Raw genomic sequence first — 25,314 nt, 5'->3', positions numbered from 1 at the left:
GAATCATCCTGCTGTCGGTCCCGTGTCTGGGTTCTACACCGATACGGACGAACGCAACGGGTCGCTGCGACGGTGACGGCGGGAGTCACTCAGCTTCGATAGGTTCCGTCGGAACGTTCTCGAACGTGCCGTCGGCAAACACCGTTACCCGGCCATCCTCCTCACTGAGCGTGACGGCAGCGGTCACCCCACGGCGTGTCGATGTCTCCAAGGCGCTCATGTGGCGGGCACCCATCCAGTCGGCGTACTGCAGGTCGTCGACCCGGTGGTGGTCGGCCGCGGGGAGTTGCTCAACCCGGACCATCGTTTCTCGAACGGTGCCGTCGGCGCGAACGATGGCCGCGCCGTCACATGTAAACGCCACCGACCGCGCGGCTCGAAGAAACGCCGCCCACCCTGCGAGGACACTCTCACAGTTCTCAACCGGCCAGCGGTTCGTCCCCATCGGCGCTACGAACTCGGCCGACGGACCGCGTTCGACGACAAAGTACAGCCCCGGGCCGCGGGCGAGCGGGTCGTCCCATCGGTCGAACTCGACGCTGACCGCCGCGACACACCGCTTGATCCGGTCAAGAGCTGTCTCAGCACCCGTGCCGTCGGTGTTCGGCTGCAGCGCCGCCATGTCGGACCCGTTGGTGGAGTCACCCATTCAATGTGTCCGGAGACGGGACGTGAACACATAGTCACACCGGCTCTCACGGTGAGAACGCTGTCGTGATTAACCGGGTGAACGGTCGTCGACCGGTTGACCCGGCCGATCACAACGGGTGCAGGCGTCATCGTCTCGCCGTAGGCACGTGTCGACGGACAGCAGGGTAGCCCCCGGTCTACCCACGGAGGCGCGAAACCGAACCGTCATACCGAGAGACGTCCGGCCCGAACCAAGCAGGCGGTCGGCGCGTGGTCGGCGGTGGTGTCAATCATAACTCGAACGCGCGGACGGCCCCAGTGGGTCGACCCATCATCACCGACGCGCCGACCGCCTCCGGCGGCGGTCGGGGCGGGCGGCGGGTTCGGCAGACTGTTCCCGTCACGTGCGTCAACGGGACCGTCGGGGGTCACCGAGGATCGAATCGAGGCGGCAGGCGAGTGTGCACGGCCGCGGTGACCGGTGACGACGGTCCGGATTCGCTTTGACGTGGTCGACGTTCGTGAGTCCGACGTGCGCCGCACCCGTTGTCGCCGGTCCGGACCCCGGCGTCGAGATGGGGTTCGGCGGTTATCCGACCGAACCGGTCACCGACAAGAGACTCGGTGCGACGGTCGACGAACCGTTCACTCCGACGGGACACGGCGGAAAGCATCGCGAGCGCCTCGTTGTCGTGGAGAAACCGGCGGGGCTGGGTGCAAACCGTCGCACCGGAGATCGGAATCGAACAGCAAGCAGCGAGCAGCGAGCAGCGGGTGCCGTGCGATACGGAGGCGTCGGCAAACCCGACACGGGAACCTCGGAAACCGCCGGCGGAATGGATGAGACACGTGCGAGAAGACGTTTTACCGGTGATATGGACGCCGACAGGACACGGCAGCGTCACACGTACTGTGCGATGACGTTTAGGATTTCGTCGAGTTCGTCGCCGTCGAGCGAGTAGCGGCCGTGTGCGAACACCGACCGAAGTTCGTCGCGGTCCTGCGGGAGCAGGTCGACGATTTTGAACGCCGCAGCCTCATCGACCTGATCGAGTTCGAGCAACTGCTCGACCATCTCGCGTGACTCCTCGGCGTCGAGAACGGCGAACCTGTTGGCGTGTTCGACCGCCCGCGCGAGTTCATAGCGCATCTCACGGTCGGGGTCCGCCGCACGCTCCGCCTCCACCTCGGCAAGGAGCGCCTTCACCTCGGAGACGGTGACGAACTCTTCGCCGGTCTGCTCTTTGAAGATACTCATCGCGTGTTACTGTTGCGCCTTGAGGTGGGCCGGGCGCGCGATGATCGTCTTTTCCTTTCCGCCATCGTTGATCTCGATTTTGAACGCGTTGCCCTGCATTCCGACGACGGTCCCGGTGTGCCCGTTGAACCGGGGGTGGAACCGGCCTTCGGTGACGCTCGGGTCGAGCGTGAGGTGGACTTTCTGACCGACATCATACTCCTGGATCGCTCGCTGTGGCGGAGACGCACCGCGGTCCCGCGGATCGTTCGAGAGTTTTCCCCGCGTCCCCTGCAGCGGCCCGTTTGAACTCGGCATTGGTGTAGAGAAGGGTACTGTCGTGGTGGTTATAAATGGTGCGTTACGGCCCGGCCGTATCGCTCAGATGCGGCCGACGTTCTCGACGGCGACGCTTTCGACACCGTCGACCCCGCCGAACGCCTCCTCGACGGCCTCGGTCCCGCCGGCGTCGTCTGGAACGATCACCGTCGGCAGGAGTGCGACCAGTCCAAAGGCCACCTCGTCTCGCTCGAACCCGTTGATCTTCGCGCCTTCGGGAAGCGACGCCTCCAAGCGTTCTTGTAGGTCGTCAAGGTCGACGTCCGGGCTGCCGGGCATGACCTTCATTTTGGCAGCGACCTTGCCCATCGTTATGGCCCCCGAAACCCACAGTCGGGACACTCATACAGGTTGCTCTGCTTACGGCATTTCGCACAGCGGTAGATCCGATGGCCACAGTCCGGGCATTTGAACGACGCGGCGCTCATCCCGGAGATGTTGATGCCACAGGAGACACACTGATGCTCCTGTTTCCCTTCGGTCTGACTCATACACGGATCAACCCACTCGTGGGGTTTAATCATTGTCTTTCGACTCGCACCGACGAACGTCGGCGTGTTTGGGCCCGTCCCGCCGGTTACGCGAGAACGACGGCCGGACCGAGAACGGCCATCAGGTGGACCCGTCGCACGCCGAGAGCGGGTGGAACCAGTCCCACAAGCGCCGCGAGCGCAAACACCGCGAGACCGACACCACCGGCGAAGAGATAGGCGAGAACGACGAGGACACACCCCGTCGCGAGCGACACCCGGGTGTAGTCGAGTCGGCCGATGGTCCGGAGGTATGCGTCGCCGACGGAAACGACGAGAACGAACCCGACCGCGGCAGCGAGACACGCCGTTCCCACCAGTACCCCTGTCGCGTGCGGGACACCCGCTCGGTCCATCGCCACCATCACGCCGGTCCGGGGTGTCCCGAGTGCGACGAGAGCGAACAGGGCGAAAACGGTGTTTGCCGTGCTGGCCCCGCTGGAGGCGACGAGAAAACCCCGTGCGCCCGACCGACCGGGGACTGCGGGCAGGACGAGCACCGTCCCGACGGCCGCGGAGACGCCCGGAAGGTAGCCGACCAGCGCTCCCGCACCCGTGCCGGCACCCGCCGTTCCGACCACCGTCCGCGGGTCAAGCGTCACCGATGGATCCGCCTGCGGCGGGACACCCTCACCGTCGAGTGCCTCGACGAGCACCGGCGCACCGAACAGGCCGGCAAACAACGGTGCGAGCACACCCCCAGCGGCGACCGGCCCGGACGGATCGAGATCGAGAACCAGCCATCCGAGGCCGGCCGCGACAAGGAGTGTCCCGACGGCGGCGAGGCGTCGCCGCCACGTCGGTTCGGTGGCGACAAGAACAACGGCCACCGCGGCCAGCAGGAGGGGGAAGTGTCGACGTAGCGTCGGATATATCGCCTCGACCGCACCGGTCAGAACGGCGGCGACCGGCAGGGCCGCGACGGCGGCGAGGCCACTCCCGAGCGCGGAGAGCCGGAGCGCCTCGCGCCCCCGACCGTCGAGAACGAGTCGGTGACCCGGTAGCGTCACGGCCGCCGTCGCTGGGTCCGGAACGCCCAGCGCGAGCGCCGGAACGACGTCGAGAAAGGTATGGACGATGCCGGCGGCGAGCATCGCGGCACCGAGCGCTACCGATGGACCGGGAAGAGCGGGGACAACCGACGCCAGTAGCAACGCGAAGTTGTTCGCGTGGAGGCCGGGTGTCAACCCGCTGAGCGTGCCGAGACCGATGCCAGCCACGGCGTAGCAAAGCGTCGTCGGGCCAGCGGTCGGTAGCATCGAGAACGGGTTGCCGCCCGACCGCATTTGAACCCTCGGCTGCGGCGCTCGCCGGTGAGGTCGTCAAAAAAGCCGGATCGCCGCGTTCTGCGTGGTGTGGCCCGTGGCCGGATCAGCCGAAGAGTTCGCCGAGGCCCTCGCCGCTGGCCTCGTCGTCGTCGTCGTCCTCGGCCGCGTCCGGTTCCTCGTCGTCGGCGTCGTCGCCGGCGTCCTCGTCATCGTCGTCGTCGGCGGCGTCGGCGTCGGTTGTCTCGGCCGCACCGCCGGCCGCACCGCCCGCAGCGGGCGCTGCGGCGGCCGTGTCGATGGCTTCCTCGATGTCGACGTCTTCGAGGGCCGCGACCAGCGCTTTGACGCGGGACTCCTCCACGTCGACGCCGGCGGCTTCAAGCACCGCGGTCACGTTGTCTTCGTTGATCTCTTCGCCCGTCTCGTTCAGGATGAGTGCTGCGTAAACGTATTCCATTGTGGTGTGTCTCCGTGGTTAGCCGAACATGGCGCCAAGACCCTCGCCGGCGCCGCCGTCGTCGTCGTCGTCGTCCGTATCGGCGTCGGCGTCCGAATCGCCGTCGCCGTCGCTCTCTGAGTCGGATTCGGATTCGGATTCGTTTGTCTCCTCCTCGTCGCCCGGTTCCTCCGCCGTCGCCGCGGGCGCGTCAGCCCCGCGCAGTTCCTCGGGAAGCGCCTCGTCGTCGTCGATCCGGGCCGCGATGGAACGGACCTGACCGTCCGCTTTGGCCACGAGATCCGGTAGCACGTCCGGATCCTCGATGGCGGCGAAAACGCCGAGTGCCTTGGACTGTCCCGCCGCCTTCGCGAGCAGCGTGCCCGCGGTGCGAGCGGTCGGATATGCGGCGTTGACCGAGAGATTGCGCCCGGCGGCCGCGGCCGAGGCGATGTCGTCGCGGTACTCGTCGACGTCGATGGCGAGTTCCTCGGGGGCGAACAGCACACCCTCGGAGTAGACCGAGCGAAGGTCGAGGCCGACCTCCTTCGGTTCGATGCCGAGTTCCGCCAGAACGTTCGCGAGTTCGGTGCTGACCTCCTCGCCGGCTTCGAGCACCATCGAGTCGGCGGTCACCTGGATCGACCCGTCCATGATACGGGCTTCCGCGCCCACCTGTTGGAGTTCGCCAACGAACGGTCCGGGGTCGACTCCCGTGTCGCCCTCGGGGATCACGATATCGTTGGGAGCGACCTCGCCCGCGTTGATCGGTGCGGGCGTCTTCGACGCTTCCAGTTGCTGGAAGAGGCCGAAAGGATTGTCGTTGGTGCCGATGAGTGCGACCTGCCCGGAGACGAACTCGGCGAGTTGGCCGTGGCCCTCGCCGACCGCATCGAGTGCGCGGTGGACGAGCGTGTTTCGACTCATCCGCACGGCGGCACTCCCGTGGAGGTCGCGGCGCATGTTCTGTAGCTGTCGGCTCGGGATGCCGGCGACACCGACGATACCGACGCTCGCATACGAGTCGATGAAGTCGACGAGTTCGTCGACCTCCTCCCGCTTCCACTGCGGGATGGTCTCCGTCCGACGGACCGACTCGCTCTCGCTCATGCCGGCACCTCCACCGAGGGTCCCATCGTGGTCTTGAGGTACATCGAGTCGATGTTGAGCGGTCCCTTCTCGAGGGCCGCCTCGAGTCGACGGGTGATCACGTCCACGTTGTCGGCGATGTCCTCGGCGGACATGTCCTGTGCGCCGACGCGCGTGTGGAACGTGCGCCGGTCGCGGCTCCGGAGCTGAACGGTGTTTTTCATCCGTTCGATCGTCTCGACGACGTCGTCGTCGGGCTGGAGCGGCGTCGGCATCTTGCCGCGCGGCCCGAGGACGGTCCCGAGGTAGCGGCCGATGTCCTGCATCAGCGCCGCCTCGGCGACGAAGAAGTCGGTGTCGTCGGCGAGGTCCTTGGCCGCGTCGTCGTCGTCACCGAGGTCTTCGAGACTGTCCGAGTCGAGAACCTCGTCGGCGACCTCTTCGGCACGCAGGGCTGTCTCACCGGTTGCAAAGACGACGATCTGCGTCTCCTGGCCGGTTCCGGCCGGCAGGACGACGCTCTCGTCGACGCGATTCGACGGGTCGTTGAGATCCAAGTCGCGCAGATTCACGGCGAGGTCGACCGTCTCGCGGAAGTTCCGCGGCGGCGCGTCGTCGAGTGCGCGAGAGACTGCTTCCTCTATTGTATCTACCATCGTTCACCTCCGTAGTACGCTTTCGCTCCTACGGGTCAGTGAAACAGGTGTGGGCCTGTCTCACCGAAACCGACGGGGATGGCAGACTTAAACCCGTCGAAGCGTCGACAGCAGGATCCGCGGTGTCAGTACACCAACTCCCCGGAGACGAACTTCGCGGTCCGTTCGTCCACCGGGTTCTCGAACACCCGTTCTGCCCGACCCACCTCCGCGATACCTGTTCCGAGGAGAACGGCGACCCGGTCGGCGATGCGTTCGGCCTGGTGCATGTCGTGGGTGGCGACGCCGACACCGATGCCGCGGTCCCGGGCTTCGAGGACCGCGTCCTCGATGAGGTCGGTGTTCCGCGGGTCGAGGTCGGAGGTCGGTTCGTCAAGGAGGAGGTACTCGGGGTCGTAGGCGACGGCCCGCGCGAACGACGCCCGCTGGGCCTCGCCGCCCGAGAGCGACCGCGCCTCCTGGTGGAGTTTGTCGTCCAGTCCGACGAGGTCCAGCGCCTCCGTGACCGCCTCGGGGGTGCCGTTCGACCCCACGAACGACCGCAGTTCGTCCCGGAGTCGGTCGCGCCAGGACTGTCGCACCCGCAGTCCGTACTCGACGTTCCGTTCGACCGTGGCGTCGAACAGGCTCGCGTCCTGAAACACCATGCCGATGCGCCGACGGAGGGCGAGGCGGTCGTCCTCGGAGAGGTCCCACGCGTCCCGGCCGTCGAGTTCGACGGTTCCGGCGTCGGGTTCGATGAACAGCGCGAGGATGCGCAGAATCGTCGTCTTGCCGACGCCCGAGGGACCGATGATGGCGACGACCTCCCCGGGGTCGATTGACAGCGAGAGGTCCCCGACGATCCTCTCGTCGCCGTACGCGTGGGAGACGTTGGACAGTCGGACCATCAGCGCATCGTCCCCTCGTCGCCGAGTCGAACGACGATGGCGTTGACCGTCAACACGAGCACCACGAGGACCGCGCCGAGCACCATCGCGGTGTCGTACCGGCCCTGCCGGGCTTCCAGTTGGATCGCGGTCGTCAGCGTCCGGGTTTGGGAGATACCGTCCGAACTGGTGATGTTCCCCCCGACGATCAGCACCGATCCGACCTCGCTGATGGCGCGGCCGAACCCCGCGAGGATCGCGGTGGCGATGCCGTACCGGGCTTCCTTGATGACGACGAGGGCCACGTCGAGGCGCGTTCCGCCGAGAACCTGGGCCGCGTCGCGGACGTTCTCGCTCACGCCGGTGATCGCCGCGAGGCTGATCGCCGTGATCGGTGGCGTCGCGAGGACGAACTGGGACATGATCATCGCCTCCTTGGTGAAGACCAGATCGAGGGGGCCGAGCGGTCCTTGGTTCGAGACGGCAAAGAGGACGAGGAGGCCGACGACGACGCTCGGAAAGCCCATCCCCGTGTTGATCACCGACTTCACGAACTGCCTGCCCGGGAAATCTGAAAAGCCCATGACGATAGCCACCGGGATGCTGAACAGCGTACTGAGCGTGACGGCGATGACGCTGACGTACAGCGAGACGAAGATGATGCTCCGGACGTACCCCTGACGGAAGGGGGAATCCACGAGCGCGGGCAGCAAGTGACCGATCGCTTCGAACGGCACGGTTACCCGTCGGCGGAGTCACCACTCCAACCTTCCGGAACGTACTGCTGGAAGTCGGGGTTCTCCGAAACCGCTTCCGGGAAAAACAGTTGCTCGCCGTTCATCTCGTACCCCGCGATGGCATCCTGTGCGCCGGGGCTGGTGATCCAGCCGATATAGGCCATCGCGAGGTCGTAGTTCGTGTCCTCGTGGACACCGGGGTTGACCGCCATGATCCCGTACGGGTTCGAGAGGACCTCCGGCCCGCCCTCGATCGGTCCCTGCACCAGAATCGTGAGGTCGATCTCCGAGCGCTGGGAGATAAAGGTCCCGCGGTCCGAGAGTGTGTACGCACCCTGTTGGGTAGCGATGTTCAATGCCTCGCCCATCCCAGTTCCGGTCTCCTGGTACCAGTCGCCCCCGGGGTCGGTGCCCGCCACCTCCCAGAGGTTCAGTTCCTTCGTGTGGGTGCCGGAGTTGTCACCGCGGGAGACAAACGTCGCCCCCGACTCGGCGATCGCGTTCAACGCCTTTGTCGCCGAACCTGCGCCCTGAATCCCGGCCGGATCGTTCTCCGGGCCGACGATCACGAAATCGTTGAACATCAGGTCCCGGCGGTTGACGCCGTAGCCGTTGCGCAGGAACTCGTCTTCCAACCCGCGGGCGTGGACCATCACCACGTCGGAGTCGCCGTTGCGGGCCGACTCCAGTGCCGCGCCGGTCCCTTGGGCCACCGCGTCGACGGTCACACCGTACATCTCCTCGAAGTCGCCGTGAATCTCGTTGAGCAGTCCCGTGTCGTGCGTACTCGTCGTCGTCGTCAGCGTCAGCGTCTCGCCTTGCACGCCGACGTTCTCGCTCTGGCCTCCTCCGCTGCCGCCGGAACAACCGGCGAGTCCCGCGACGATCCCACCGCCAAGCGCCGCGACGAACTGACGTCGTTGTATCGGCATAGAAACAACGAGACATGGGGAGAGTAAAATTTCTTTCGGTTGCGTAACCGGTGATGGGTCCGTGATCGACTCACCGGCGAGCGACGAAACTATATTGGGTTATATCACCGTTTCTCGGTCGCCAGACTCCCTGCACGGCAACGCCTTTGACCGCTCGTGTGGTACCGCCGCCATGGAGTTCTCGACCGAGTTCGACGCCCGTCTCGGGCGGGGCGACGTGACACTCGCTGAACGCGACGTCGAACTGCTTCGGACTGTCGACGACCACGGGTCGATCAACGCCGCGGCGACGGCGCTCGGTCGGTCGTACTCGCGGGCCCAACAACGGATCGTCGAACTGGAGGAGGCGTTCGGCGAACTGGTCGAACGGACGCGGGGCGGGGCCGGCGGCGGCGGCAGTCGCCTGACCGACCGGGCCGAGCGTCTTCTCTCGCGGTACGACCGCCTGCGCGCGGAGTTCAGCGGTGTCGTCGAGACGGCCGAGACGGCCCTGTCGGGACGGGTCGTCGACCGCGAGGGCGAACTCGCGACCGTCGAGACAACGGCCGGCACGGTCCGGGCACTAGTCCCCGAGGGCGGCGAGGCCGTCCGTCTCACCCTCCGAGCCGACGCGGTGACGCTACAATCGCCCTCGGAGTCGCCGGATGGGGATCGGACGAGCGCGCGAAACCGCGTCCGTGGGACGGTGCTTACCGTCGACGCCGGCGAGTCGGTCGCACTGGTCACCGTCGACGTCGGCGGCGACGTGTCGCTGTCGGCGCTGGTCACCGCGGCCAGCGTCGAGAAACTGAACCTCCACCGGGGGACGCCGGTCGTCGCGTCGTTCAAGGCGACGGCCACCCGTGGCGTCCGAACCGACTGACGGGACGAAACCCGAACGCCCCGCCGGTTTCGGTGGGTGTATCGAGCGGGACATCGAAAGCGGAGACGTGTCAGCCGACCTGTTCACACCGCTCGAACTGCGTGGTACCGAGATTCCGAACCGCGTCATGGTGTCGCCGATGTGTCAGTACTCCTGTGAGGGCCGCGACGGCCTCGCGACGGACTGGCATCACACGCACCTCGTCAGCCGGGCCGTCGGCGGGGCCGGCCTCGTCATGACCGAGGCGACGGCCGTCGAGGCCCGCGGCCGGATCACGCCTCACGACCTCGGAATCTGGAGCGACGACCACGTCGACGCCCTCGCCGAGATCACGTCCACGATCAGCGACCGAGGGAGCGTTCCCGGCATCCAACTCGCCCACGCCGGCCGGAAGGCGTCAAAGACCCGACCGTGGGAGGGTGGTGATCCCCTCACCGGCGAGGAGGGCTGGGAGGCGATGGCCCCGAGCGACCGTCCGTGGCCGTACGACGACGGTGGAACGGCGACCCGGGCGATGACGACCGACGACATCGATGATGTGACCGACGCCTTCCGGGACGCCGCCGTTCGCGCCCGCGAGGCCGGCTTTCGGGTGGCCGAGATTCACGCCGCCCACGGCTACCTTCTCCACGAGTTTCTCTCGCCGGTGACCAACCAGCGGACCGACGCCTACGGCGGCGGCTTCGAGAACCGGACCCGGGTCCTCCGCGAGGTGACGAGTGCCGTCCGCGAGGAGTGGCCGGACGACGACCCTTTATCGGTGCGGATCTCCGCGACCGACTGGCTCCCGGACCGGGAGTCCTGGACCGTCGGCGACTCCGTCCGCCTGACCGATGATCTTGCGCCCCTCGGCGTCGACCTGATCGACGTGAGCGCGGGCGGGATCCACCCCGACCAGCGGATCCCGTCGACCGGACCGGGCTATCAGGAACGGTACGCCCGGCGGGTGCGACAGGACTCGGCGGCGGACATCGCCGTCGGCACGGTCGGCGGCATCACGACGCCGGAACAGGCCGACGCCCTGATCCGCAACGGACGGGGTGATCTCGCCATCGTCGGGCGCGAACACCTCCGTGACCCGTACTTCGCGCTCCACGCCGCGCAGGCGCTCAACCGCCTCGACGCCGACGGGATCGAGGTTCCGACCCAGTACGACCGCGCGTTTTAATGGTCGGGCGACCGTGCGGCGAACTCCCCGTCGTCGTCGAAGGTGAGGCTCTCGGCCGCCTCAACCACGCGCAGGTCGTCGCGGTCACGCGCGGCCTCGAGCAACGGCTCGGAGGCGTAACACCGTTCCAAGCGCATCGTGTCGGTTACCCGCAGAACGCGGGCGTCCGGTCCGTCGACCGGGCCGATGGTCCCGAGAACGCCGAGCAGTCCCGCACGGTCGTTCTCGACGACAGGTGGCAGGCGGACGCCTCGGACGGTGCTCGCGGTGATGGCGTTGATCAGCGTCTTCGACGGCTCCAGTTCCTCGAAAACGGTTTCGTGGACGAGGTCGGCCTGCCCCATCCCCATCGCGTTGCCGTGTGTCCGGTCGGTGAACCCTCGGAGGTAGATCCGCTTGATCGCCGGTGACTCCGGTTCGGGTTCGTTGATCGTGAAATGTCGCCGCCCGGTGACGTTCGTGTCCATCCCCTGCCCGCTCACGTCTTTGCCGATCCGGTCGATGATCAACACGTCGAGGTCGTCGAAGGGGAGTTTCGGCATCCGGTCGTATGCGGTCTCGAGTAGTTCCCGTTCGCGGTCGAGAAACGCCGAGGCCGGAACCCCTTCGAGAAGCATCGTGTCGTCGTGTTCGTCCTCGATGATGGCGACCCCGCCGGCGACCGGGAGGTTCTCCAGCAACTGGCTCGTGATCTCGGGGAGCATGTTCCGCAGGCTCCAGTCGACCGCCCAGTCGTGAGCCATCTTCGCCCCCTTCTGTTTCCCCATACCGATGACAAGCATCTTCGAGAGGCCGCTCTCGACCTCGCCGCTGAAATCCGTGTGGGGTTTGATCCGGTTGACCATCACGATGGCGTCGGCCGCCACGGCGTTGGCGTCGGCGAACACGGGTACGCCGCGGTCGGGCGTCTCGCCCACCGTCTCCACGGCCATCGTCGCGCGGATGTCACAGCCGACGCGCGTCTCCGTGACACCGAGGGTGTGCAGTTTCTCGCGTTGTCCCTCGGCGGTCGCACCGCCGTGACTCCCCATCGCCGGGAAGACGAACGGGTCGTACCCGCGTTCGCGGACGCCGGCGACGACGCCACGGACGATGGCATCGAGATTGGCGATGCCGCGACTGCCGACGCCGATAGCGACCTCACCACCATCCGGCGCGACCGAGAGGTCCAACCCCTCGGTCGCCGCCGCGGCCCGGCGTTCGACCTCATCGGTCGGGATCGGGTCGGTGTCCCACCGCTGTTCGATGACACCCATGCGCGGAAGCGTCTTGTCCCCGACCGTTGCACGGATGGTGTTCTCGGGAACGACGGGCGAGTCAGTCATGCTTCCCCGCTAGCGGCGAAGGGAAAAAGAACCCCGCGGTCCGCGTCGCTCGGCCTACGCCGCCGCTTCGTCGGCGAACTGGTCGTCGTACTCGCCGTCGTCGATCCGGTCTTTGAACTGCCGGGGGTCGTTGCCCTCGATGGTGACGCCCAGCGACACACAGGTACCGACGACCTCCTTCGCGGCGTTTTTCAGGTCGTACGCGAGCAGGTCGGACCGTTTCTGCTCGGCGATTTTCTGCACCTGGTCGACGGTGAGGTCGGCAACGAACGTCTCCTTGGGTTCGCCGCTTCCCGTCTCGAATCCGGCCTCGTCTTTGATGAGTTCGGCCGTCGGCGGGACACCGACCTCGATGTCGAAGGAGCCGTCGTCGTCGTACTCAACGGTGACGGGCACTTCCATGCCGTCGAACGCGTCGGTCTCGTCGTTGATTTCGGCCACGACGGCCTGCACGTCGACCGGCGTCGGGCCGAGTTCCGGGCCAAGCGGTGGTCCGGGGGTCGCCTCGCCGCCGGGGACGAGTACCTCGATAGTTCCAGCCATACCGAACCAAACCCGTGGCCGACTTTTAACGGTTTTCTTTCGGCTCACGGGTGTGTTCCGGGCACATGGGCGGTCACACGTCGACGGCAAAGGAGTCGACACCGCCCGCTCGGTCCGCCAACCGCCCGAGCAACGCCGCCAAATCGCGGAGGTCCGTCTCGTCGATCACCTCAACCGGCGTGTGCATGTAGCGGTTCGGGAGACCGATGTTCAGCGCCGGCGTCCCGCCGCTCGACGTGTAGAAGGCGTCGGCGTCGGTGCCGGTGCGACTCCCCGAGGCCTGGGCCTGCACGTCGACGCCGGCGTCCTCGGCAGCAGACTGTGCCAGCGCGACGAGCGTCGGGTGGTTGGCGCTCCCCCGCGAGATGACTGGGCCGCCGCCGAGTTCGACCGGCCCCCGGCGCTTGCCCGGCACGCCCGGCGAGTCGGTCGCGTGGGTCACGTCCACCGCCACCGCGGCGTCGGGCGCGAGGTCGGTCCCCACCATCCGCGCCCCCTGCAGTCCGACCTCCTCCTGGATCGTGCTGACGGCGTAGACGGTGGCGTCGACGCCGGCCTCGACCGCGCGGCGCAACCCCTCGGCGGCGGCCCAGACGCCGATCCGGTTGTCCATCCCGCGGGCCGCCAACCGCGACCCGTGGAGGCTCTCGACCGTTGTCGAGAACGTCACCGGGTCACCGACCGACACCAGCGATTCTGCCTCCTCGCGATCGGTCGCGCCGATATCGACGTACTGGTCGCCGATGTCGTCGTAACTCTCCTCCCCGGTGTCGCGCAGGTGGATCGCGGTCTGGCCGACGACACCGGCGACCGCATCGTCGGCGTGGACGGTCACGTGTTGTCCCTTCGAGACCGTCCGATCCGCGCCGCCGATGGCGCCGATGCGGAGAAAGCCGTCGTCGTCGATCCGGCGGATCATAAACCCGATTTCGTCGGCGTGACCGGCGAGAGCGAGTTCCGTCTCGCCGCCCTCGTAGGCGGCAACCGCGTTGCCGTAGTCGTCCGTCCACACCTCGTCGGCGAACGGCTCGACGTAGTCGAGCCAGACGCGTTGTCCCCGGGTTTCGAACCCCGATGGACTCGGTGTCTCCAGCAGTCGGTCGAGAAAGGCCCGGCGCTCCGGTTCCAGTGACATATGAGTATGTATGGCGACGAGGGCAAAACCGTAGCGGTTCGGCCCCCGACCGCTTACTCCCCGTGTCGGGTCACGCAGGTCGACAGCCCCGTCAACTCGACCGGCTCGGAGTTGTCCGGCGAGTACACCACCATCTGCCCTTTTTCCATGTACGGCACCTTGTCCTCCAGTTTCGGCGGGATGTTCACGCTGCTGATGGCGTTTTCGTCGCCCAGGTTGAGCACCAGTTTCGTGTTCACCTGCTTGAACACCGAGTCGGCGATATCCTGTGGATCCTGCGTGATGAGAAAGAGGCCGAGTCGCTCCTTGCGGCCCTGCTTTGCCGCCTCGGTGAACTTTCCGATCACCTTCCGGGCTTGAACGCTCTCGGCGTCGGTCAGAAAGTTGTGTGCCTCGTCCATCCCGACCACGAGTGGCGTCTCCTTGATCCGGTCGTGGTCCGGGTCGTTCGACAGTTTCTCGTCGACGAGCAGGCTGGCGACGGCGAGCACCACCAACTCCGTGGCCCGGGTGTCGGTGACGTGGTACGTGGGAACGACCGTCAGCCCGCCGGGACGGACGAGTTCGTGGACCAGGTCGGTCACCGGCCGGGCGTCGCGGTCGAACACCCGGGAGAAGGCACTACCGAGTGCCCGCCGGCGCACGGCGTCGAACGTCGCCTCGTGGACCCGCCCCGACTCGTCGAGTTCCTCCCGGAGCGTCGGGTCGTCGAGGTAGGTGGTGAACGCGTCGTACGTGGCGTTGTCGCCGTAGTCGTCGAAAAACTGGGAGAGAAGGTAGTCGAGCGCCTGATACTGGTTGTCGTTGAGGCTGGCGCCGGCGACGAGCCACGGCCGCCGCTCGACCATTCGGAACGGAACAGTGAACGGAACCTGCTCGGCGCGGTGGGTCCCGCCGCCGTAGGACGCTCCGCCGATCTCCGGCACGAGGGCAACGGTGTCGTCGTGGCCGCCGTGGGTGATCCCCTGCCGGTTGAGGCGCCGCCGGGCCGCGTCGTCCAACTCGGGGTTGTCATCGTGCATCTGGGCGTACTCGTCCTGCGGGTCGAACTGGACGACGGCCGTTTTGGCCTCCCGCCCGTCGTCCATCGCGTACGCGGAGTCGAGATACTGCCGAAGAACGTTCTTCGAGGCGTGGGTTTTCCCCGACCCCGTCCCACCGGCAATGAGGGTGTGGCGGAAGACGAGTGGGTCGCCGTCGGCGTAGTCGTCTTTCAACCGGTAGCCGATCGTCGGCGGCGTCGCCGCCGTTCGCACCGTCTCGCCGCCGACCGAGAGGTGACCGAGAAAGACCCCTTCGGCCGGGATGGCCAGTCCCGTCTTGATCTGACTCGCGTCGGTCGCCTCGCTGACGACCGATCCGGGTTTCGGAACGCGGTCGGTCAGCCGCCGTTTCAACTCGTCGCCCTCGGTGAAAAGAACGGCCACGGGATCAAGCGTCGCGACGAACTTGTAGTCCCGTTCCGCAAAGTCGTCCCGGCGCATCGCACGGCGGGCGTGAATCTCGGTCGCGTCGTCGGCTTCGAACTCCTGGGCGTACTCCAAGGCGGTGATCCGGCAGAACAACGTCTCGTCGTCCGGGTAGGGGACGATCACGTACTTGCCGAGGCGGACCGACTCCCGGTTGTCGCTGGTCACGAAGGCCTTGAGCGCCGTGTCGTCGCCGTCCTCGGCGACCCGGAGCCCTTTCGAGACGGAGATTGAGCCGAGGCCACGGTCGCTCCCCGCCGGCGAGACGTCGTAGGTCTCGAAGTCGTCGACTGTCGAGGCGCCCGACGAATCGCCGTCACCGTCGTCGTCGGGATCGTCGGCCGACATCTCCGTGAAATCGCCGAGGTCGGACATATCCACTACCACGGAGGTAAGGACCAAACCCCTTTCGCCCCCGTCCGCTGTCAGGAGTCGTCGTCTGTGTCCACGTCCGGGCCCGCGTCGGGGTCTAGATTTATCTCCGGAGAACGCCCGCCGTCGGCCGCGTCGTCTCCGCCGTTGCCGTCTGCATCCGGATCGGTCTCGGTATCCGAATCGGCATCGCCTCCGAGCATCCCGTCCAACCCCGCCGTCGGGGGTTCGTACGCGTACAACAGTCCGTCGTCGGCGACGTAGAAGGCGTCTCGCTCCGGTGTCTCGAACACCCGAGCGTCGACGTCGATGGCGGTGTCGACCAGTCCGTCGAGCGACTCGACCTCAACGCGGGGGCGGGCACGGATGGCCTCCGGGAGACGGGCGGTCGTGATCCAGTCGTCGAACTCCTCGCGGGTCGACTCGAACTCGAGCGCCGCCCGTTCGGCCTCGGAGACGGCAAAGCGGCCGTCGTACCGGCCGTAGGCGAGTGCACCCACGCCAACCAGCCCGATCAACAACGCCACAGGCCCGCCGATCCGGTAGAGCGGGCCGTACGTCCGTTGTCTGGTGACCAGTTCGGTCGTCGATCCGTCGGGATTCTCGCCGGCGACCGAGCCAGGCCGGTATGTCGTCGAACCGACCTCGATGGGTAGACGGTAGGTGGTCGTCCGGTCGACCTCCTTGCCGTTGACCGTCCCTTGAAACTCGACGGTCGAGACGATGAGCATCTCCGTCGTGCCGGGTGTCCCGCCGAGTTGCGCGGAGACGGTCGACATCCGATCGGCCGTCGCGCTGATGTTTCGCTCGAAGGAGCGTTCGACCGATTCACCGGAACTGACACCCGCCGCTCGTTCGGTACCGAGCGGTTCCGTGAGCCGCCAGTACTCGACGGTCATCTCGCCGTTCTCGGTCTGTTGTGTATCGACAGACCGGAGGACGAGCGTCTGCTGGATCGTCACGTCGACATCTCCGCCGTTGGTCGCCTGATACCCGAACCCGAACGTCCCTCTGGCGACCGGGCTTATCGACAGGAAGTACGCCGGTTGATCATCGAGTTGGGTGTCGACCGGGTACAACGGGTTCGGTTCGCTCACCCTCGCGCTCACGTCGTATGTCCCGGTTGCCTCCCACGACGATACCTGCCGCTGTTCCGTTGTCGTTCCGGGGGACTCGTACGCGGTGTAGGTGGCGTAGCCCCCGAGTGTGGCCACGACCACCGCGAGCAACAACACGGCGGCGAACCATCGCCCCAGCAGTATCCGACCGCGCACCCCCCACTCCCGTGACATGTGATACTACTTTTCGTATTCCGGTACAAGAATCTTGAGGAACACACTCCCGCGGTCAGCCGTATCGGTTCAGCAGTCGGCGAACCGTCGAGACACTGTCGCGGGCACGGGACCGGGACCGAAGTTGCCCGGTCCCCACGAGGAACATGCCGAAAACGTAGAACGGGATGCCCATAACGGCGTCGATGATGAGGATCGGGAGCCACGGATGGACGCGGTATGAGGCGTCGATCACCGACGCCGGTAGGATCGCGAGATACCGGTATTCGCCGACGTATCGGCGATAGAACCCCGTTTCCGGTGGAGCAGAAAATGTGAGCGTCGCGTTCTCCGCCGACTGGCCGGGGACGTACAACCGCTCCGGTTCCGTGGTCACCCCCTCGCTCTCCGGGGAGAGATAGACGACGACCGGAACCAGACCGCCGTTGGGGACGCGATAGGTGATCGACCCGGACTCGCCCTGTCTGATCACGGTCGGGTTCTCCGAGTCGAACTCCGCACTCACGACACCGAACTCCTGGGTTCCCGCAGGGGCGACCATCGCCGCCGTCGCGGTGACGACCACCAGCGCCGCCAGACCGCCGATAATAAGCCGCATCGAAATACCCTCGTCGCGGTCCCGCGACCGCGACCGGTCGCGATCCCCGTCGCTCGCGAACAGATCGAAGATGTACAACGCCACCGAGAGCGCGAGCAACAGATACGTCAGCCCCTGCGTGCCGAGCAACGCCCGACTCCCGGTCACCGACGCGACCACGCGTTGGGTGTCGGTGATGGCGGTTTGGACGCCGATCAGCGCGGTTCCAAGGTGTGGAATAACGACGACACCGCCGCCGACCTGCCACGCCTTGGCGACGATCTGTGCGTTCTTGACCGGCGGTTCGCCGCCGTCCTGGTCGGTGAAGGGGTTGGCGTCGCCGCGGGTAACGTACCCCCGATCCGTCTCCCCGACGACGCGGTGTGTGGTCAGCCCCCCACCTTGGATCTGCTCGGCGCGGAAAACGACCACGTCGCCCTCTTCGACATCGCCGTCGATGGCAGCCGGAATCGCCACGAACCCGTCGCCGGGGTCGAGTGTCGGTTCCATGCTCCCGGTTTCGACGAATCCAAGCAACACGGGATATCCGAGAATCTGGCCGGCGATGAGTGCGGCGACGAGAACGATGGCGAGCACCTCACCCCCGAGTTTGAGCGTTCGCCGTACCCTCATTCGACGTATCGAACTGTGGCACCCGATCGACAAAAAACCACCCCGGCATCGGTCGGTCCCACGGGGATCAGTCGCCGCCGTCGCGCCGTCTGGCCACCAGCAACACCACGAACAACGCGACAAGGAGGCCTACGAGGCCGACGATCACCGGGAACGGAAACCCTCCGGCCTCGCCGACCGGGTCGGAGGTCCGTGTCGGTGGCGTGGTGTCGTCGGTCGGTCGGGCCGTGGACACCGGGGTGTCGGCCGGCGTCGCCGTCGACGGACCGGCCTCGACCACGAGCGTTCCCGCGTCGGTTCCGTCCACGCCGACGACGTACCGGCCCGGCGCGTCCGTGGAGACGTCGAACCGGATCGTCGCCGTTTCGCCGGGGGAGAGCGTGACCGTACGGGTCGCCACACGGTCGCCATCGACGGTCAGAGACACCGTTCGCTCCCCCGCCGCTCGGCCGTCGTTTCGCACCGACGCCGTGACCGACGCCGACTCGCCGGGGGCCGCGGTCGTCCGGTCTATCCCGGCCTCAACGACGCGGAGCGCCGGAGTGCGGGCGCCGACGACGAGCGCCGAGGAGCGGGGGGCCTCGACCTCGAACACCGTCCGGCCATCCCGCGTGCCACCCGCCGCGATGTCGAGCGTGCGCCACTCCGTCCCGTCGGTGTGGCGGACGACGAGGCTGTCGAACGTCGTTCCGTGGTCGTCCAGATACCCCGGAGCGACGCTGAACCGGAACGTCGCCTCGGTCACTGCGCCGTCGTCGTCCGATTCCAGCGCGCCGAGCGGGGTGACCCCGGGACCGGCGTCCACCGTTTCCGGTTCGTCGATCACCCGGAGGTCCACGGACATCGCGGTGGCGTCGCCCGTCACCACCAGTTCGTCGAGCGTGAGCGTCCGCGTCCCGGTGCCGTCGAGCACGAGCCGGTCCGTGTCCAGCGCAACCGGCGCGCCGAGTGGGGCGTTCGTCACGATGAACGTCCGGGTCGAGGCGTTCGGCGAGAACGACCGGATCGAACGCTCGTCGTCGTCCGAGCCGTCGGATGCCCTGTCCGGGTTCGCGCCTGTGTTCGAGTTCGAGTTCGAGTTCGAGTCAGAGTCCGCGTCCGGATCAGCGGTGGACGTCCCGCCGACGTCTTCGGGATCGGCCACCCTCGCGTGAACGGTTATGTCCTCGACCAACCCGTCGGTGGTTCCGGTGGTGTTGATCCGTAGCCCGACACTCGCCGACTCGTTCGCCGGCAGGAAAACGGCGTTTGCCTCCGACTGGATGGGGTCGCCGTCGGCCCGGAAACCGACCGACTCCGAATCGTGGGTGAGCCAGACCCGAGCGAACCGGTCGCCACCGTAGTGGATCACGAACACGTCGTCGAGCGTCGTGACGCCGTCGTCGCTCGGCCCATCGCCGTCGAGGGTCGGATTGGCCGGCGTGAGGTCGACAACGAGTTCGCCGTCGGCGAGGTAGGCGTAGTCGCCGTTCGGCCCCGACGCCGGGGAGAGGGTCACGTCCTCGGAGACGGGGTCGGTCGGTCCCGACAGGATGGACCCACCGGTTCCGATGGCGAGTGTCGCGGCGGACAACGCCGCCACGACGACCACGAGACGGACGATGCCTCGGTTCATTAAGCGGTCAGAGTCAGGCGTAAGCAAGCGCATCACTTTAGTATGGGGTCTTTTCCCCGAATTGATAATCGCCGAACTCCGGTATGCGCCGACGGGTCGCCCGTGTTGCCTTTGTGTCTGACCGCCGGTCCGGTCGGTCGAATCCGATCCGCTCATCGGCAGTGACCGCGCCACCGACCGGAGACGACGGCGGACCAGGCGGTGTCGGTCCGGCGCTCTGCATCGCCGTTCCGCTCGCCGTGACGACGTGGCCGGATCGGCCGACTGTTCGGGGGCGATTCCCCGTAACCGTCGTTCAACGTCGAGTGCGACACCGATGTCAGCGATCCGGAACGTGTCCGTGTGGTCGTTTGCGTCCACCACACCGACACGGTCGACCCCGACCGGATCGAACTCGACCCCTCGTCTACCGCGTCGACAGCAGGTTCAAAAGGCAGTACACCGTCGGTCGGGCCGGACCGACGCGCTCGCAACCGCGTGGACCGGCGAAACCGGCGGGTGAGGCGGCGTGGTCACGCGACCGAACGAGGCCGGGTCATAGCCGTCGCTCGTGCCGTGCGGTTCCGGATCGGGTCGCGCCGCTAGCTTCCGACTGCAGCAAAGCCCGTCTCGAAGCGTCCGCCTCGTGTATGGGTCAGGGCCTCGTGGGCGACACGCCGTCCGAGTCGGACCGTCGTGGGTCGGGGTCGGATCGCGCCGGAGGAAGGTCGTCTCGTCACACCGGCCGGTTCACCCGCAGAAAGAACTCGGGAATCGTCGGGGCGACCGTCGAAGAACGTCGTTTCGCGGGTCGTGCAAGCGACACAAAAGTAACCGAAGACCCGTTCACGGGCGACTCGTTCACCGCCACGCCCTCTGCCCGTCCACCACCGTTGTCGGGTCGGACCGTCCCGTCCCGTCCCGGTCCGATCGGAGGGTCCCGTGGCGTGATGTCGGGTGTGACGTCAGGGCGCTTCCGCGACGACGCTGATCGTATCGCTCAGTTTGGTGGCATCGACCGCGTCGTCGGTCGCCGCAACGACCATGTCGTATCGTTCTGTCTCTCCGGTGTCGACTCTGACCTTCGGGAAGTCCGTCTGTGGCACGACGAGAACGACCAGCGTCGTGTTCGCGCCGCTGGCCTCGACGAGCGACAACGGCGTCACCTGGACGTCGACCGCCTGTGTCCCCTGATTGCCGACCTGAAACAGGTCCCGGAACACGGTCACGCCGTCGATATTGACGCCGGAGCCGCCGTTGCCCGATCCGGACACGTCGATGGCAAGCTCGCCGTCGGTCTGTGTGACGTGCTGCTGGCTGTTCGGGCTGCCGGGCACCTGTTCGATGCGCAGAAACGCGTCCGTGTCGTCCGCGACTGCCACCGACACGTCCCGGTCGGCCGTTACACTCGTGAACGCTCCTGTTCCGGTGGTCACCGCGCCGCCACCGCCCAATACACCCATCGTAGTGACAAGCTGTCGTCGATTCATCGTCCGGCCGCCCACAAGGGCGAAACCCACCGGCGGAGTCGAACCGCCTCACCGCGACCCAAAAAATGGGAGTCGCCGCGTGCCAGCGTGGGTGAAATCCGACGTCCTGCTTAGAGGTCGTCGAAGCTCGCCACGGCCGTGAACGTCACCGGATCGGCCGAAATCTCGGTGGCGTCGGGTTCGCCGAAGAAGAACACACCGACGTGTTTCAGCGTCTCACCCGGCTCGAGCTGGACGAGGTCCGGTTCGCCGTCGCCGTTCTCGTCCTGAGCGGTGTCGATGTTCAGTTGGCCGCCGTTGTTGAAGTTGTCGCTGGCGGGGTCGTACTGGGACCCCTGGCCGTCGAAAGCCGAATCCTCGTGGAAGAGCGCGAAGTTCCCGGGAGCAGGGCTGGCGGGGTGCGTGTACCCGACGTAGACAGCCTGCGTTCCCTGATTGGTGATCTGGAGAATGTCGTCGATCACCGTCGTCGCGTTGTCGTTGAGCCCCTGCCCGTTACCGGGAGCGTCGGTGTTGGTGATGTCGAGGCTGACCTGGCCCCCGTTGATATCAACGTAATCGTTCGCGTTTGCGGTCGCGTTACCGCCCCTCGTGTCGCGTTCGAGTGCGAGGAAGGCACCGGAGTCGGATGCCACCTCAACAGCAACCGACCGGTCCGCGTCGACACTCGTGAACGCGCCCGTACCGATAGTGGCCGCCCCGGCGGCGGCGAGCGATCCCAACCCAGCAATGAACTTTCGTCGTTGCATTGGTAGTCCTGCCCTTTCGGGCGAAACCCACCGGCGGAGTCGAACCGCCGTGCTCCGAGTGGGTGACGGCAGACTGCTGTGTGTCGACCGATTCTCCGGACGGGCCGTCCGAATCGGCCTCGTCACATCGCTCCTGCGCGTGTCGTCGGTCGCGAGCGTCGCGTGGCTTCGGGTCGTGCTACGTAGCATCAGAGCGAGTCGGTCTGGTCGGCGATGAACGTCACATCTCCGCTGGTGGAGACGTCGCTGTTCTGGAAGTCGGTCGTGTCGACGACGAGGTTGAGAACGACGGAGTCGCCTTGGCCGAGTTCGTGCGGCCCGTCGGCGGTCGGGTCCGGAACGACGCCGCCGACGTTCGAACCAGGGGTGTCGCTGTCGAAGGCAACGTTGTCGTTGAGGACGCTCCCGTCGAACCCGTCCGCAACTTCGAGCGCCACGTACGCCTGATTGCCCGAACCGTCCGACAGGTCCAGCCCGGCGAGGTCGACGCTGAGAAACGCCGACTGGGTTCCCTGGTTCGCCACCTCGAGGATGTTGTTGATGCGCGTGATCGCCCGCGGGTTGAACCCGTTGCCGTCGACGTTGGAGTTGGAGCCGCTGAAGTCGAACGAGACTTCGTCCCCGGAGTCGTCGACGTAGGCCTCCGAGTTCGCACCACGGGTGCCGTCGTCCGCCGCCACCCTGAGGGCGAGATACGCCTGGGAGTCGCCCGCCACTTCGACGTCGACTTCCCGGCTGGCTTCCACGTTCGTGAACGCGCCGGTGCCGACCGCCGCTGCCCCCCCAGCAGCGACCGATCCCACCGCCGCGATGAACTTTCGTCGTTCCATGGTTGCTTCGTGCCCCCGTTCGGAGCACATTCTATCCATATACCCCCATCCCCATTGTTGTAGGCCGATTGAACCGGTGCAACGACTCTGCGACCCGGTTCAAAGCCCGATTGACCGGCGTAAATGGCCCATTTCAGGGTGTCAAAACCTTGTTGAGGCCGGTCTAAGCCACATAGAAAAGCCCGTTGTTACCGTTTACTTATTAGGCACACAGTATTACGGAATTAACGTGATGCGACTTACGGGGGAGTCGTCGGGCCAATGAGCCTAGCACGGGACGATGTCTACGAGGTACTGAGCAACCGTCGACGGCGGTTCGTTATCCACTACCTACGGCGAAACGGGGCAAAGGCAGCGCTCGGGACGCTCGCCGAGCACGTGGCCGCGTGGGAGAACGAGATCGATGTCACGGCCGTCGACGCGGACGCACGAAAGAACGTCTACACGTCGCTCCAACAGTTCCATCTCCCGAAGATGGAGAAGTTGGATCTGGTGGTCTTCGACCAGCGGGCGGGCGAGGTGGAACTCACGGAGGAGGCCAACGATGTCGACGTCTACCTGGAGATCGTCGAGGGGGGCGGCGTGCCGTGGAGCCTCTACTATCTCGGGGTCGGGGTTCTTGCCGGCGGCGTGACGCTCGGAGAAGCGCTGGGGCTACCGTTGCTCACGTCGGTGACCGATGTCGGCACCGGTATCTTCACCGTGACCGCCATCGCGATGCTGTCGCTTGTCCACACCTACTACAACCGGGGGATGCGTCTGGGTGGCGACGGCCAACCACCGGAGGTCGGTAAATGACGGGGGCAGGCTACCGGACAGGGCACCCGCGAACGGGATGGGGGTGAACCGACGTGAAGCGCCGGACCCTGTTGTCGCTGCTCGGCACAGCGTCCGTCGGCGGAAGTCTACTGTTGGGTTCTGGTGCGGTGACGACCCAGGAAGCGCCCCGACAGGTGGGCGCGAGCGTCGTCGGTGACGGCGACGCCTACCTGACCATCGAGTTTGAGGATGCGGTGTCGGTCGACTGCGAGGCCGACGACATCGAGGTGACGATCCGAAACCGGACGCCACAACCGCTCGAGCGGTTGACCGTCGACTTTTCCACCGGCGCGGGCATGGTCGACGACCTCTCCGCGCGGTTGGGCGAGGCCGACGGGACGACGACGTTCGAGACGGACGAGACCACGCTAACCCTCGCGTCCGGCACCGTTCCGGTCGGCGAGTACGTGACGGCGACGGTCACCGTCGCGGGGTTTTCGGGCACGGACACGACGGCCCTCTCGTTCGGCGTCGACGCCGGGGGGGGGTCCGTCTCTGTGCGGACCGAGTCGGACAGAACGATCACCTTGGACTACGACTGCCCGCAGGCGCCGTTGTCACTCGCCTGTCCGTTCGAGGGAGCAGTCGGGGCATCTGTCACCGCCGAGGCGGCGACACCGGTCCGTGACCGCCTCGCCTTCGACGACGACACGCTCCCGGACAAGGGCGATATCGGCTTTTCGACCTCCCGGGCGGCGATCAGAGACGAACTCAACGGTATCTCGGGGATCGACCTCGGAACCGACGAGGTGTTGGGTCCCGGCTTGGAAGCGGATGATATCGAGGCGATGCCGGACGATCCGTGGAGCCTCGACCTCAGTGGCGCGGCACGGATCGGCGAGACGGACGGCGACGACGTGGCGTCGATACCGGGCGGCGTCACACTGACCGACGGGGCCGCGGTCGTCGGCGATGTCGACACCGGCCGCACCCTCGAACTGACCGACTCGGCGATTGCGGGCGACGTGACGGCCGAGGGGGTCGGCGAACTCGCGGATGCGGTCATCGTCGGCGACCTCACCGAGAACGGCGCCGACGGGGCGTTCCGGATCGAGAACAGCGCGGTCTGTGGCACCGTCGATGCGGGCGTGCCGATCCCCCGGATCGATAGCTCCGAGGTGGGCGGATCGGTCACCGCGAGCGGCGACATCGGAGGTGCTGGTGGCGACGATACCGGCGTCAGAAACGCCGACATCGGCGGTGACGTGACAACGACTGATGGCGGCGATATCCGGATCGCCCCCGAAAGCACCGTCGCGGGCGATGTCGACGCCGACGGCGCAGTTCCGTCGGTGAAAGACGCCGTGATCGGCGGGTCGGTGTCGGCGGTAGGCGACATCGGGACCGCGGCCGACGACGCCGGTATCGAGCGGTCCGACGTCGGCGGTAGCGTGGCCACGACCGACGGTGGCGACGTTCGCATCACCGACTCGACCGTCGCCGGGAGAATCAACGCCGACGGGGGAGTCCCGACGGTCAAAAACGCCACCGTGGGCAGGTCGGTCACCGCAAGCGGCGACATCGGGGGCGCAGGGGACGACGATGGTATCGAGCGATCGGACATCGGCGGCGACGTGACGACCACCGGTGGCGGCGACATCCGGATCGAATCGGGGACGGTCGTCCAAGGAGATGTCGACGCCGACGGCTCGATTCCGGTACTGAGGGATGTGGATATCGTCGGTGCGGTCAGAACGGACGGCCCGATCGGTGTCGGTGACGACGGCACGATC

General features: G+C 66.6%; 26 protein-coding genes. 4 read left to right on the top strand and 22 right to left on the bottom strand.

The features are described 5' to 3' along the window. Positions 1-85: 85 nt before the first annotated feature. The 12 genes from Q0925_RS03070 to Q0925_RS03015 all read right to left on the bottom strand — a co-directional run bounded on the left by Q0925_RS03070 (position 86) and on the right by Q0925_RS03015 (position 8,723). Positions 86-649, bottom strand: a complete 564-nt coding sequence (locus Q0925_RS03070; RefSeq protein ID WP_299331815.1) for a diadenylate cyclase — start codon at positions 647-649, stop codon at positions 86-88. An 882-nt stretch (positions 650-1,531) separates the two neighbouring features. Next, positions 1,532-1,888, bottom strand: coding sequence for an RNA polymerase Rpb4 family protein (locus Q0925_RS03065; protein ID WP_299331813.1), 357 nt, complete (start codon positions 1,886-1,888; stop codon positions 1,532-1,534). A 6-nt stretch (positions 1,889-1,894) separates the two neighbouring features. Next, positions 1,895-2,185, bottom strand: coding sequence for a 50S ribosomal protein L21e (locus Q0925_RS03060; protein ID WP_299331811.1), 291 nt, complete (start codon positions 2,183-2,185; stop codon positions 1,895-1,897). Between the two features lie 63 nt (positions 2,186-2,248). Further along, positions 2,249-2,515 (bottom strand): elongation factor 1-beta, encoded by a 267-nt coding sequence (locus tag Q0925_RS03055; RefSeq protein WP_299331809.1) that lies wholly within the window; start codon positions 2,513-2,515, stop codon positions 2,249-2,251. A gap of 2 nt (positions 2,516-2,517) precedes the next feature. Then, positions 2,518-2,697, bottom strand: a complete 180-nt coding sequence (locus tag Q0925_RS03050; protein WP_299331808.1) for an HVO_2753 family zinc finger protein — start codon at positions 2,695-2,697, stop codon at positions 2,518-2,520. Positions 2,698-2,783: 86 nt separating this feature from the next. Beyond that, positions 2,784-3,995, bottom strand: coding sequence for a tripartite tricarboxylate transporter permease (locus tag Q0925_RS03045; protein WP_299331807.1), 1,212 nt, complete (start codon positions 3,993-3,995; stop codon positions 2,784-2,786). A gap of 112 nt (positions 3,996-4,107) precedes the next feature. After that, a complete protein-coding gene (gene rpl12p / locus Q0925_RS03040; protein ID WP_299331805.1) occupies positions 4,108-4,461 on the bottom strand; it encodes a 50S ribosomal protein P1 in 354 nt (117 codons plus the stop codon). An 18-nt stretch (positions 4,462-4,479) separates the two neighbouring features. Beyond that, the gene (locus Q0925_RS03035; RefSeq protein WP_299331804.1) at positions 4,480-5,550 is read right to left on the bottom strand and encodes a 50S ribosomal protein L10; all 1,071 of its coding nucleotides are present in this window, start codon (positions 5,548-5,550) and stop codon (positions 4,480-4,482) included. Next, the gene (locus tag Q0925_RS03030) at positions 5,547-6,185 is read right to left on the bottom strand and encodes a 50S ribosomal protein L1 (RefSeq protein ID WP_299331802.1); all 639 of its coding nucleotides are present in this window, start codon (positions 6,183-6,185) and stop codon (positions 5,547-5,549) included. Before Q0925_RS03030 ends, Q0925_RS03035 begins: the two co-directional genes overlap by 4 nt. 125 nt (positions 6,186-6,310) lie before the next feature. After that, positions 6,311-7,075, bottom strand: coding sequence for an amino acid ABC transporter ATP-binding protein (locus Q0925_RS03025; protein ID WP_299331800.1), 765 nt, complete (start codon positions 7,073-7,075; stop codon positions 6,311-6,313). Further along, on the bottom strand, positions 7,075-7,791 hold the full coding sequence (locus Q0925_RS03020) for an ABC transporter permease (protein WP_299331798.1): 717 nt from the start codon (positions 7,789-7,791) through the stop codon (positions 7,075-7,077). The genes Q0925_RS03025 and Q0925_RS03020 overlap by 1 nt, the downstream gene beginning before the upstream one ends. Positions 7,792-7,793: 2 nt before the next feature. Beyond that, positions 7,794-8,723 (bottom strand): substrate-binding domain-containing protein, encoded by a 930-nt coding sequence (locus Q0925_RS03015; protein WP_299331795.1) that lies wholly within the window; start codon positions 8,721-8,723, stop codon positions 7,794-7,796. Between the two features lie 172 nt (positions 8,724-8,895). On the opposite strand from Q0925_RS03015, the gene Q0925_RS03010 reads away from it, so the two are divergent. Then, a complete protein-coding gene (locus Q0925_RS03010; RefSeq protein ID WP_299331793.1) occupies positions 8,896-9,585 on the top strand; it encodes a TOBE domain-containing protein in 690 nt (229 codons plus the stop codon). Between the two features lie 67 nt (positions 9,586-9,652). Continuing rightward, positions 9,653-10,753: an NADH:flavin oxidoreductase/NADH oxidase gene (locus Q0925_RS03005; RefSeq protein ID WP_299331839.1), complete on the top strand. Its 1,101-nt coding sequence runs from the start codon at positions 9,653-9,655 to the stop codon at positions 10,751-10,753. Here Q0925_RS03005 and Q0925_RS03000 read toward each other — a convergent pair. The 10 genes from Q0925_RS03000 to Q0925_RS02955 all read right to left on the bottom strand — a co-directional run bounded on the left by Q0925_RS03000 (position 10,750) and on the right by Q0925_RS02955 (position 22,762). Next, entirely contained in the window at positions 10,750-12,078 is a 1,329-nt protein-coding gene (locus Q0925_RS03000) for a DUF362 domain-containing protein (protein ID WP_299331791.1), read from the bottom strand. The two genes, Q0925_RS03005 and Q0925_RS03000, sit on opposite strands and share 4 nt — an antisense overlap. A gap of 54 nt (positions 12,079-12,132) precedes the next feature. Beyond that, entirely contained in the window at positions 12,133-12,621 is a 489-nt protein-coding gene (locus tag Q0925_RS02995) for a 50S ribosomal protein L11 (RefSeq protein ID WP_299331789.1), read from the bottom strand. A gap of 73 nt (positions 12,622-12,694) precedes the next feature. After that, on the bottom strand, positions 12,695-13,750 hold the full coding sequence (locus Q0925_RS02990; RefSeq protein ID WP_299331838.1) for a M20/M25/M40 family metallo-hydrolase: 1,056 nt from the start codon (positions 13,748-13,750) through the stop codon (positions 12,695-12,697). Between the two features lie 59 nt (positions 13,751-13,809). Next, a complete protein-coding gene (locus Q0925_RS02985) occupies positions 13,810-15,600 on the bottom strand; it encodes an ATP-binding protein (protein ID WP_299331786.1) in 1,791 nt (596 codons plus the stop codon). A 50-nt stretch (positions 15,601-15,650) separates the two neighbouring features. Further along, a complete protein-coding gene (locus Q0925_RS02980; RefSeq protein WP_299331784.1) occupies positions 15,651-16,889 on the bottom strand; it encodes a DUF5305 domain-containing protein in 1,239 nt (412 codons plus the stop codon). 55 nt (positions 16,890-16,944) lie between these two features. Beyond that, complete coding sequence (locus tag Q0925_RS02975; RefSeq protein ID WP_299331782.1) at positions 16,945-18,099, bottom strand: signal peptidase I; 1,155 nt, start codon at positions 18,097-18,099, stop codon at positions 16,945-16,947. A 67-nt stretch (positions 18,100-18,166) separates the two neighbouring features. Continuing rightward, the gene (locus tag Q0925_RS02970; RefSeq protein ID WP_299331780.1) at positions 18,167-19,714 is read right to left on the bottom strand and encodes a CARDB domain-containing protein; all 1,548 of its coding nucleotides are present in this window, start codon (positions 19,712-19,714) and stop codon (positions 18,167-18,169) included. 944 nt (positions 19,715-20,658) lie between these two features. Then, complete coding sequence (locus Q0925_RS02965) at positions 20,659-21,129, bottom strand: hypothetical protein (RefSeq protein WP_299331778.1); 471 nt, start codon at positions 21,127-21,129, stop codon at positions 20,659-20,661. 164 nt (positions 21,130-21,293) lie between these two features. Further along, positions 21,294-21,932 (bottom strand): hypothetical protein, encoded by a 639-nt coding sequence (locus tag Q0925_RS02960; protein ID WP_299331777.1) that lies wholly within the window; start codon positions 21,930-21,932, stop codon positions 21,294-21,296. Between the two features lie 188 nt (positions 21,933-22,120). Then, the gene (locus Q0925_RS02955; protein ID WP_299331776.1) at positions 22,121-22,762 is read right to left on the bottom strand and encodes a hypothetical protein; all 642 of its coding nucleotides are present in this window, start codon (positions 22,760-22,762) and stop codon (positions 22,121-22,123) included. Between the two features lie 261 nt (positions 22,763-23,023). Here Q0925_RS02955 and Q0925_RS02950 point away from each other — a divergent pair, with 261 nt between their 5' ends. Next, positions 23,024-23,560 carry a DUF7344 domain-containing protein gene (locus Q0925_RS02950; RefSeq protein WP_299331775.1) on the top strand — a complete coding sequence of 179 codons (537 nt, stop codon included), beginning with the start codon at positions 23,024-23,026 and terminating at the stop codon, positions 23,558-23,560. Positions 23,561-23,613: 53 nt separating this feature from the next. Beyond that, on the top strand, positions 23,614-25,314 hold a 1,701-nt coding region (locus tag Q0925_RS02945; RefSeq protein WP_349254381.1), incomplete at its 3' end, for a hypothetical protein.

Source organism: Haloplanus sp. (assembly GCF_028275055.1).
Lineage (GTDB): Archaea > Halobacteriota > Halobacteria > Halobacteriales > Haloferacaceae > Haloplanus.
Note: the sequence above shows the minus strand (reverse complement) of the source record. Positions and strands in the feature narration are given on the sequence as shown.